General features: G+C 74.2%; 2 protein-coding genes. One reads left to right on the top strand and one right to left on the bottom strand.

The window, feature by feature from the left end:
* Positions 1–171 precede the first annotated feature (171 nt).
* A protein-coding gene (locus tag VE614_RS20180; RefSeq protein WP_324938726.1) for an IS630 family transposase occupies positions 172–1,307 on the top strand; the annotation gives its coding sequence in 2 pieces (ribosomal slippage) (positions 172–604 and positions 604–1,307; 1,137 coding nt in all).
* Here the strand turns inward: VE614_RS20180 and VE614_RS20175 are convergent.
* Positions 1,298–1,518 (bottom strand): LuxR C-terminal-related transcriptional regulator (locus tag VE614_RS20175; RefSeq protein ID WP_414719615.1); only part of this gene is annotated, 221 nt, incomplete at its 5' end. The two genes, VE614_RS20180 and VE614_RS20175, sit on opposite strands and share 10 nt — an antisense overlap.

Raw genomic sequence — 1,518 nt, 5'->3', positions numbered from 1 at the left:
AGAGTCTATCAACCGACAGAGGCGACAGGAGTCCGGCACACCCACGAACCTGCGGAGCGCCGCCAAGCTTTGCGGACACGCCCTAGTGGTGCGTCACCGCTGAAACGCTAGTGGCAAGGGTTCTGCTGGGCCCGGGGGGTGGCCCGTTCCCCCCGCCCAGGAGGCCCAGCCGTGGCGTACCCGTACCGCGTGTTCCTCGACGACGAGCAGCGCGCCGCGCTCCGGACCCTGGTCGGCTCGGGCGTCGCCCCGGCCCGGATGCTGGCCCGCGCCCGCGTCCTGCTCAAGGCCGACCACGGCGAGGGCGGCCTCGGTTGGTCGGACGCGGCGATCGCCGGCGCCCTCGACATCCACCCGTCCACCGTGCAGCGGATCCGCCGCCAGTTCGTCTCCGAGGGCCTGGCGGCGGCGCTGGAGCGCAAGCGCCCCGACCGGGTGTACGAGCGGCGCCTCGACGGGCGGCAGGAGGCGCACCTCGTGGCCCTCGCCTGCGGCGAGCCGCCCGCGGGGCAGGCGCGGTGGAGCCTCCGCCTCCTGGCCGGGGAGCTGGTGCGGTTGGAGGTGGTGGAGGCGGTCTCCCACGAGACGGTCCGCCGCACGCTCAAAAAAACGAGGTCAAGCCGTGGTTGAGCGAGCAGTGGTGCCTGGCCCCGACCGCCGACCCGGCGTTCGTCTGCGCCATGGAGGACGTGCTGGCCGTCTACGAGCGGCCCTACGACCCGGCGCGCCCCGTCGTCTGCCTCGACGAGACGAGCCGCCAGCTGCTCGGCGAGGCGCGGCCGCCAACCCCGCCAGCGCCCGGCCGGCCGGCCCGGTCCGACCCGGAGTACGTCCGCGGCGGGGTGGCCAACCTCTTCCTGGTCACCGAGCCGCTACGGGGCTGGCGCGCGGTCCTCGTTAGCCAGCAGCGCACCCGGCTCGACTTCGCCCGGTGCGTCCGGGAGTTGGTCGACGTCCACTACCCGGGCGCCGAGCGGATCGTCCTCGTCCTGGACCAGCTCAACACCCACTCCCCCGCCTCCCTCTACGCCGCCTTCCCGCCGGCCGAGGCCAAGCGCCTGGCCGACCGGCTGGAGGTCCACCACACCCCCAAGCACGGCTCCTGGTTGAACATCGCCGAGCTCGAGCTGAGCGCGCTGCAGCGGCAGTGCCTGGCCCGGCGGCTCGGCGACCGCCGGGCGATGGAGCGGGAGGTGGCGGCCTGGGTGGCGGCCCGCAACGCCGCCGGAACGGCCGTCGACTGGCGGTTCACGACCGACGACGCGCGCATCAAGCTCCGGCGGTTGTACCCGGCGATTCAGCCGTGACGCACCACTAGCTCGCCCGACCGAGCGCCGGTGCGGCGACGGGTAGTTGTCCGCAAATGGAGGCGGGGCGGGGCGCAGGCGGCCGCGGCGCCGATGTCCACCAGGCCGTGGCGCAGGCCGAAGACCACGGCCTGCAGCCGCGAGTCGACCCCCAGCTTGCCGAGGAGGTTGACCTGGTGGGTGCGGACCGTCTCCGTGGCGACGTACAGCC

Origin of the sequence: Streptomyces sp., from assembly GCF_035645055.1 — a bacterium.
Taxonomy (GTDB): Bacteria; Actinomycetota; Actinomycetes; order Streptomycetales; family Streptomycetaceae; genus Streptomyces.
The sequence above is the reverse complement of the archived record's forward strand: the minus strand, read 5'-3'. Positions and strand labels throughout refer to the sequence as shown.